This is a genomic window from Streptomyces sp. ALB3, assembly GCF_044385685.1.
Classification (GTDB): Bacteria; Actinomycetota; Actinomycetes; order Streptomycetales; family Streptomycetaceae; genus Streptomyces.
Genome location: NZ_JBISCE010000047.1, coordinates 1 through 8,576, shown reverse-complemented (window position 1 = coordinate 8,576; position 8,576 = coordinate 1). Strand labels below are relative to the sequence as shown.

Below are 8,576 nucleotides of genomic sequence, written 5' to 3'. Positions count from 1 at the left end.
GCCGGCACGACCCCAGGACTCTCCACCCACCTCCGCAGCCCGTGGCTCCCCTCCCGTGAGGCCACGGGCTGCTTGCTATCCGCAAGAGGCCCCGACATGCCGGTCTTCGACACTCCTGAACCCATCGCAGCCACCATCGACCTGAATCTCGGAAAGGTCCGGATCGTCGCGAGCGAGCGCACCGACACCGTCGTCGACGTGCGCCCCGCCGACAGCTCGGACCCGCGTGACGTCGCCACCGCCGAACGCGCCCGCATCGCGTACGAGGACGGTGAACTCCGCGTCTCCGCCCCCGCGGCACTGGGGGTCCCGCGTGGCGGCGGCGCGGTGCACATAGACATCGCGCTCCCGGTGGGCTCCCGGCTGCACGCGAGCGCCCTCGCCGCCGACATCCACTGCCGGGGACGCGTGGGGGAGTGCCGGCTCACCACGGACTGCGGCCACATCCACCTCGACGAGACGGGACCCCTGCACCTGCGGTCCGTCCTGGGCAACGTGAGCGTGGAGCGGGCCTTCGGGGACATCGAGGCCTTCGCCGAGTGCGGGGACGTACGGATCCGGGTGGTCGACGGATCGGCGCAGATCAACCGCACCACCGGCGACACCCGCATCGGGGAGGCGACCGGCCGGGTACACGTGTACGCCGACAGGGGCGACCTCTACATCGGACGGGCGCACGGCGCGGTCGAGGCCCGGGCGTCGCAGGGCGACATCCGGATCGACGAGACGGTGCTGGGCCCGCTGGTCCTGGAGACCGCGTCCGGCAGGCTCGAAGTGGGCATCGCCGCCGGGGTCGCGGCCCGGCTGGACCTCAACTCCCACGTGGGCACGGTCTACCGGTCGCTCAACTTCCTCGACGGTCTGAAGACGGCGCCCGGGGACGAGGAGAGCGACGACGCCGTACAGGTGCACGCCTACACCATCATCGGGGACATCGTGGTGCGCCAGGCCTCCTTCGACTGCGAGGAGGGGTGGCCTTGACGACCGCCCCCAGCAGAACTGAGCCCCTCCGGCCCGCTGACAGGGCCGGAGGGGCTCTCGCATGTCCGGCGCGGCCGTCGCGGGGGCTCCCGCGCCCCCCGTGACACGCGTCCCCGCTCCGGCCCCGCCCTCCGGGACGCCCGCAGGAGTGCCGGAGCGGGCGGGGACGTGCCGCGCGGCCGGTCATGAGGGGTGCCGTGCGGGTCCCGGCATCGTGCGGGGCCCCTCCGCCGGGTCGTGGCCGGCCGCGTGCGCCCCGTCATGCGCCGGACACCCGGGTCTCCTGCCGGTGTCCGCCGCCCGAGGACGACCGGCGCCCCCGGCGCCGTCCGCCGGGCACGACATGGCGCCCTGCCCGGCCCTTGCGCAGGCGACTGCGGCTGCGGCTGCCCCGGTGGAACGGCGGGCGACGGTGACACCGCGACGGTGACACCGCGACGGCGGCATCGACGCCGATGGCGACGGTGCCCGCGGTTCCGTTCCCCGGATCGCGCGGGCGGTACGGCGGTGCGGCCCGCACACACGCGTGCCCCTGCCCCCGCCGGCGAGCGCCGGCGGGGGCAGGGGGCGGTCGGCTGCCGGGGGAGTCAGCCGACCTTCTCGTGGGAGTGCCTCAGGAGGCCGCGCACCGAGTCCGCGGTCGCACCAAGGATCTCCTGGACCTTGTTCAGCTCGTCGTCGGTGAGGGCGTGGTGCCGGCCCGCGTCCCGGACGTCCTCGCCGAAGCGCTCCACGATCCGCTTCAGGAGCCGCTGCGACTCCTTCACGTTCTTCGGGTCCCTGCCGCCGGGTCCGTCGGTCTCCAGGCGCATACCGGTACGAATGCGGTCCTCGATGTCGGCGGCCAGCTGCGCCTGGAAGGCCTCACCGTCCCACGCCCCGCGGGTCGTCGAGGTGATCTCTTCCTTGAGCTGCTTGGCCTGCTCCTTGGCGTTCTCGCGCATCAGTGGTACCTGCTCCTTCATTTCGTCACGGATCGTGCGGGCCACGGAGGCCGGCGCGTCGGGATCCTGCTTGACCATGCGCCTGAGCGATGCGCCCAGGCCTGGACGGGAGGTGGCCTTCGCGGGCTTGAAGTGCTCGGACAGCCCGGCGACGGTGGGGTGCTCGAAGAGCAGCCGTATCGATATGTCGATGCCCAGCGTCCGGCGCATGCGGCCCACGATGCGGGTCGCCTTGAGCGAGTTGCAGCGCAGAGCGAAGAAGTCGTCGTCGATGCCCACCTCCTCGACACCGAGTACCTCGGCGACCAGGGCGCAGACCGCCTCCTCCTGCTCGTTCCGGCCCGGACGGCGGCCGTCAGCCGCAGCCGCCCCGGTGCCGGGCCCGGGCGCCGCCGCCTCCGCCGAGGTCCCGGGAGCGTCGTCCCGGCCGGCGACGGACGCGGGACCGGGTGCGCCGGCCCGGCCGCCGCCCTCGGGCACCCGCACATCCGGGAACGCCTCGCGGACACGTCGTACCGAGGACGCGGGCGGACTGCCGCCGGTGAGGACGACCGTGCCCACGTGGACGGCACCGGCGCCGGCCCGGTCCAGCACGGCGGCGAGGAACGGTGCGCCGGTGGCGATCACGTCGCCCGTCCAGCCCCACTTCGTCCCGAACGACTCGATGTCGGTGGGGATCTTGACGGTGGCGCCCGCCGACAGCGCCGCCAGCACCTCGGTCAGCATCGCGTCGTCCTGCGGCGAGGCCGCCAGCAGCCGGATGCCCGGTGCGAGCTCCGCGAACACCGCGAACCGCGCCGCCTCGTCCGCCAGTTCGCCGTGACCGTACGTGGTCCCGGCTTCCGCGCCGGCGCCTCGGCGTACCCAGGCGGGGCGAGCCGGGTCCGCCGCCGTGCCGTGGTCCGGTCCGGCCGGATCCAGGTTGTCCGCCCGGCCGGCCGGCTCCGAGGCCGGGCCGTTGACCTCGTCCCAGGTGATCACTCGGCTCACTCCGTCAAGTGCCGGGCCGTAGGCACCGGCCGTCATGAACGCGGCACCGGCCTTGAGGGTCCCGAGGACGGCCACCGCCAGTTGCACGGACCGGGGCACGTCGAGGGCGACCACCGACCCGGGGCCGGATCCCTCGCGGATCAACCGGTGTGCGAGCCGGTTGGCCCACACGTTCAGTTCGCGGTAGGTCAGCGACGTTCCCTCACAGGCCACCGCGACCGCGTCGGGCGTCCTGGCCGCGTGCGACTCCAGCAGGGCGGGCAGCGAGGCAGGGGCCGCGTCGGTGTCCGCGTCCCGGGGTCCGGGGGCCGGGGCTGGCTCCTCCTGGTCGCCGGACAGCGGCACCTCCACCGCCCCCACCCGCCGCGAGGGGTCTTCGAGCACCTGCTGCACCACCTCGTGGAGGTGCGCGGCGATGCGGTCGACACCGTCCTCCGTGAAGCGGTTGCGGTGGTACTGCAGGGTCAGCCGGATCCCGTGATCGGTCGCGACGATCAGCGCGAGAGGGTAGGTCGCCGCACCCTCGGCGCGTACCCCCGTGACCTGGATGCCCGCGGCGCTGCTCGCCTCCGCGATCCCGGCCTCGTCCACCGGGTAGGACTGGAACGCCACCAGCGTGTCGAAGAGGGTACGCAGGCCCGTCTGCTGATGGATCTCCGCCAGGCCGTGGTGGTGGTGGTCCAGCAGCGTCGACTGCCGGTCCTGCAACCCGGTCAGCAGTCCCGCCAGTGTCTCGTCCGGCGCGCACCGCACACGTACCGGCAGGGTGTTGATGAAGAGCCCGACCATCGACTCCACCCCGGGCAGTGCTCCCGGCCGGCCGGAGACCGTCGCTCCGAACACCACGTCCTCGCGCCCGGTCAGCTTGCTCAGCAGTACGGCCCAGACCCCCTGGACCAGGGTGTTCACCGTGACGCCCAATTCGGCGGCGCGCCGCTGGAGCCTCTCCGACTGGTCCGGCGGGAGGGTGAGGCCGAGCTCACCGGTCTCGCGCACCGTGCCCCTCGGGACGTCGTCCGCCAGGAGCAGGGTCGGTTCGGCCACGCCGTCCAGTTCCCGCGCCCACACCCGCGCGGTCGCCTCCCGGTCCTGGAGGTCCAGCCAGGCGAGGAAGTCCCGGAACTCACGGACCGGGGGCAGGGCCGAGGAGCCCTCGCCGCCGGCGTACAGGCGCAGCAGGTCCTGCACGAGGATCGGCTCGGACCACCCGTCGATCAGCACGTGGTGCGTGGTCAGCACGAGCTCGGACCGCTGCGGGCCGAACCGCACGAGGGTGAGGCGCAGCAACGGCGGGACCGCCCGGTCGAAATGGGTGCCGTAGTCCTCGGCGAGGAAGCGCTCGAAGGCGCCGTCACGCTCCTCCGGCGGCAGCCCGCCCAGATCCAGCTCGCGCCAGGGCAGCTCGACTCCGTCCACCACGAGTTGCACAAGGGTGTCGTCGGCGTCCGGGACGAAGGCCACGCGCAGATTCGCGTGGCGGTCGAGCAGGGCCTGTCCGGCCGCCCGCATCCGGGCGGTGTCGACGGCACCGGTCAGGTGCAGCACGGTCTGCATCTGGTAGGCGTCGTAGCCGGTGTCGTTGAGCGCGGACTCGAAGAGGATGCCGGACTGCAGGGGCGTCAGCGGCCAGACGTCCGAGAGGCCGGGGTAGCGTCGCCGCCACTCCAGGAACCCGGCGGACGTGGGGTCGGCCAGCGGGCCGGAGAGCACGGGCGCGGTGACCGGGGCGGCGACGGCCGCCGCCCGGGCGAGCGCGGCGACCGTACGGCACTGCATGACCTGCCGCGGTGTGATCTCCAGCCCCCGGGTACGGGCCCTGGCGGCGACCTTGATGGCGCGGATGCTGTCACCCCGGACGGTCAGGAAGTCGTCGTCGAGGCCGACCCGGTCCAGACCGAGCACCTCGGCGAACACGGCGGCCAGCAGCTTCTCGTCCGCCGAGCGGGGAGCGCGGTAGGCGGCCGGTACGAACGCCGGTTCGGGCAGGCCGAGCCGGTCGAGCTTCCCGTTCGGCGTCAGGGGAAGGCGTTCCAGGATCACGACCGTGGCGGGGACCATGTAGTCGGGGAGCTCGCGCCTCGCCAGCGCGAGCAGTCCACCGGTGTCCGGGGTGCCGGCCCCGGACGGGACGACGTACGCGATCAGCCGGCCGGAGCGGGCGACGACCACCGCCTGCCGCACCCCGGGGGCCGACCGCAGGACCGTCTCGATCTCGCCGAGTTCCACCCGCAGACCGTTGAGCTTGACCTGGAAGTCCTTGCGGCCGATCAGCTCGATCAGGCCGTCCGGGCCGAACCGGGCGGCGTCGCCGGTGCGGTACAGGCGCTCGTCTTGCACCACGTCCCCGTAGGACCAGGTGGTGAACCGCTCGGCGGTGCGCTCGGGCTGGTCGAGGTAGCCCCGGGCCAGCCCGGTGCCGGCCAGGAACAGCTCTCCGGGAACGCCTTGCGGGACCGGCTGCATCGCGTCGTCGAGGATGTACGTGCGCTGGTTGGCCATGGGGCGGCCGTAGGGGATGCTCGTCCACTCCGGATCGGTCTTCTCCACCTCGTAGACCGTCGAGTGGATCGAGGACTCCGTCGCCCCGCCCATCACCACGAACCTCAGTGCGGGGGCGAACGCGGCGACCCGCTCCGGCAGGGACACCGGCACCCAGTCACCACCGAGCAGAGCGAGCCGCAACCGGGGCAGCGGCCGGTAACCCGTCTGCTCCAGGTGGTCCGTGAGCAGGTCGAGCAGGGCGGGCGCGGAGTTCCAGACGGTCACCTCCCCGGCGGCCAGCAGCTCCGCCCAGTGCCCCGGGTCCTTCGCCCGCCCGGCCTCCGGCACGATCACGGTGCCGCCGGCGACGGTCAGGCCGATGAACTCGTACACGGACATGTCGAAGCTGGGGGACGACAGGGCGAGCACCGAGTCCCCGGGACCCACGCCGAAGCGGGCGTTGAGGTCCGCGATGTTGTTCAGCACCCCCCGGTGGTGGAGTGCGATCGGCTTGGGGACACCCGTCGACCCGGAGGTGTGGATGATGTAGCAGAGGTGATCGGGGTCGGCGGTCCTGCCGGGGTTGTGGTCGGGCAGCCCGTCCAGCAGCCCCGCGTCCCGGTCGACCAGGAACAGGGCCGGGCCCCGTCCGTCCGGCGCGGGCAGGTTGCCGGTCAGCCGCTCACGGCTGATCATCACGGCGCAGGCGGTCCCCGCGACCATCGTGGCGATCCGCTGGGCCGGGTAGTCGGGGTCCAGCGGGACGTACGCGCCGCCCGCCTTCAGGACGGCGAGCTCCGCCACGAGCAGCTGCGCGGAACGGTCCAGGCACAGACCGACCCGTACGTCCGGGCCCACGCCCAGCGACCGCAGGTGATGGGCGAGCCGGTTGGCCGCGGCGTTGACCTCGCCGTACGTCATCCGGACGTCGCCGTGGACCACGGCGACGGCCTCCGGCGAGCTGTCCGCGCGAGCCTCGAAGGCCTCGTGGAGGCAGCCCTGGTCGGGCAGTTCGGTGGCGGTCCGGTTCCAGGTGACGAGGGTCCGGTCCAGTTCCTCGTCGGTGAGCAGCCGGAGCCGGTCCACGGTGCGCTCCGGGTTGCGCAGCCCGTCCACGAGGAGTTCGCGGTAGTGGCCGAGCAGCCTGAGCGCCGACGTGCCCTCGAACAGCCCCGCGTCGTACCGGAGCGTCGCGCCGGAGCGGTCCACCGTCAGGTGCAGCTCGAAGGAGCCGTCGGCCGGCGGGACGGAGCCGGCCAGGAAGCCGACGGGACCGGTGCCGCGGGAGGACGTCGTGGTCGCGGACTCGGCCAGGTCACGCAGCGTCGTGCCGGGCGTCACCCGGAACCGGAGCTCGCCGTCCGGACCCGCCAGGGAGATGCGGTCCTGCCCCGTGTAGCGGTGCAGCAGCACCGCGAAGGCGGCTGCCAGCACGCTGGGCCGGACGGAACCGGCCTCCAGGGCCAGGTCCGCCACCGCAGGGGCCGCGGGGCCCGGCCCCGGGCGGCGCGGCTGGTCCGTGGGGACGAGCACGGGCGGCCACACCTCCTCGTGAGCGGCCGGGCGGGAGACGGGGGCGGGGCGGTCCGGGACGGACGCGGCGGGAGCTGGGGGCCCGGCGGGGAAGCCGGGGGCGGCCTCGGCCGCGAGGTGTTCGACGGTGATCATGTGCCGACTCCGATCAGGTCAACCGGTACTCCGGCGGTGGTGTCGATGGACAGGGGGTGGCGGGCGCACAGCCACCGGACTTCCTCACGGACCAGGGCGACCAGCGCCGGGTCGGTCAGGTACTCGGTGTCGGTCCGGGGGCGTGTACCGGACAGGACGGTGTGCAGCAGCCGCGCGCAGTCACGCATCCGCTCCGGGCCCATCCCGCGCTGCGCGAGGATGTTGGTGCCCAGGCGCAGACCACTGGTGACCAGGGGCGGCTTGGTGTCGCCCGGGATGCGGTTGCGGTTCGCGAGGATGCCGCACTCCTCCAGGGCGCGCTCGGCGACGACACCGGTCAGGCCGACGTTCATGGTGTCGATCAGGACCATGTGGTTGTCCGTGCCGCCGGTGAGGACCCGGTGGCCCAGCGCGGAGAGCTCCGCGGCGAGCGCCCGGGCGTTGAGCACGATCAGCCGGGCCGTCTCACCGAACGCCGGCTCGGCGGCCACCGCGAAGGCGCGGGCCTTCGCGGCGATGGAAGCGGGGCTCGGCGTGCCCTGGGACTGCGGGAAGACGGCGCGCTGCATGAGACGGGACAGCGGCGTGCGCCCGTCCGGACCCGGGGCCATGTGGTCCTGGCCGCTGAGGATCAGACCACCACGCGGACCGCCCAGCTGCTTGTACGTACTGGTGGTCGTCAGATGGGCCACGTCGACGGGGCTCGGGTGGTACCCCGCCGCCACCAGCCCGGCGATGTGCGAGATGTCCGCGAGCAGGTACGCCCCGACGGTGTCGGCGATCGCGCGGAACCGGGCGAAGTCGACGGTACGCGGGTACGCGCTGGCCCCGGCGATCAACAGCTGCGGCCGGTGTTCCAGGACCAGGTCCCCGAGCCGGTCGAAGTCGATGCGCCCGGAGGCGTCCAGGCCGTACGACAGCGCGTTGTAGTGGCGACCGCTCACCGACGCCCGCGAGCCGTGGGTCAGGTGCCCGCCGGCGTCGAGGCCGAGGCCGAGGAACGTGTCACCCGGCTTCAGCAGCGCGGCGAGCACCGCGAGGTTGGCCGAGGAGCAGGAGTGCGGCTGCACGTTGGCGTACTGCGCGCCGAACAACTGCTTGGCGCGCCGTACGGCGAGGTCCTCGACCTGGTCGAACTGCTGGGCCCCCGGGTGGTACCGCGCACCCGGGTACCCCTCGGCGGTGACGTTGGACAGAGCCGCTCCGCCGACGGCGAGGACGGAGGGATCGGCGATGCTCGCCGAGGCGATCATCGCGAGCGTCGAGTTCTGCTGGCGGACCTCGGCGTCGAGCATCGCTGCGAGCTCGGGGTCGCGGGTGTGCAGGGAGCCCATGCCGGCCCTGAGCAGCTCCGCCTGCTCACCCGTCAGGGTGCGGGGGTCCTGCGTCGTCGCCCGGGACACTCCGGCGACAGTCTGATGTGTCATCACCTAAACCTCATCTCGCGCTCGGCGCGTCTGGACGGACGGTGGTGCAGGTGGGGGGTGGGGGGCTTCGGACCGGCGTGTGGGG

The 8,576-nt window shown here is 73.4% G+C and carries 3 protein-coding genes; 1 reads left to right on the top strand and 2 read right to left on the bottom strand.

The window, feature by feature from the left end; genetic code table 11:
* Positions 1–96: 96 nt before the first annotated feature.
* Complete coding sequence (locus ACHFIV_RS33140) at positions 97–981, top strand: DUF4097 family beta strand repeat-containing protein (RefSeq protein WP_398976637.1); 885 nt, start codon at positions 97–99, stop codon at positions 979–981.
* Between the two features lie 587 nt (positions 982–1,568).
* On the opposite strand, the gene ACHFIV_RS33135 is transcribed toward ACHFIV_RS33140, so the two are convergent.
* Positions 1,569–7,064: an amino acid adenylation domain-containing protein gene (locus ACHFIV_RS33135; RefSeq protein ID WP_398976635.1), complete on the bottom strand. Its 5,496-nt coding sequence runs from the start codon at positions 7,062–7,064 to the stop codon at positions 1,569–1,571.
* Positions 7,061–8,398: a serine hydroxymethyltransferase gene (locus tag ACHFIV_RS33130; protein ID WP_398976639.1), complete on the bottom strand. Its 1,338-nt coding sequence runs from the start codon at positions 8,396–8,398 to the stop codon at positions 7,061–7,063. The genes ACHFIV_RS33135 and ACHFIV_RS33130 overlap by 4 nt, the downstream gene beginning before the upstream one ends.
* Positions 8,399–8,576: the final 178 nt, after the last annotated feature.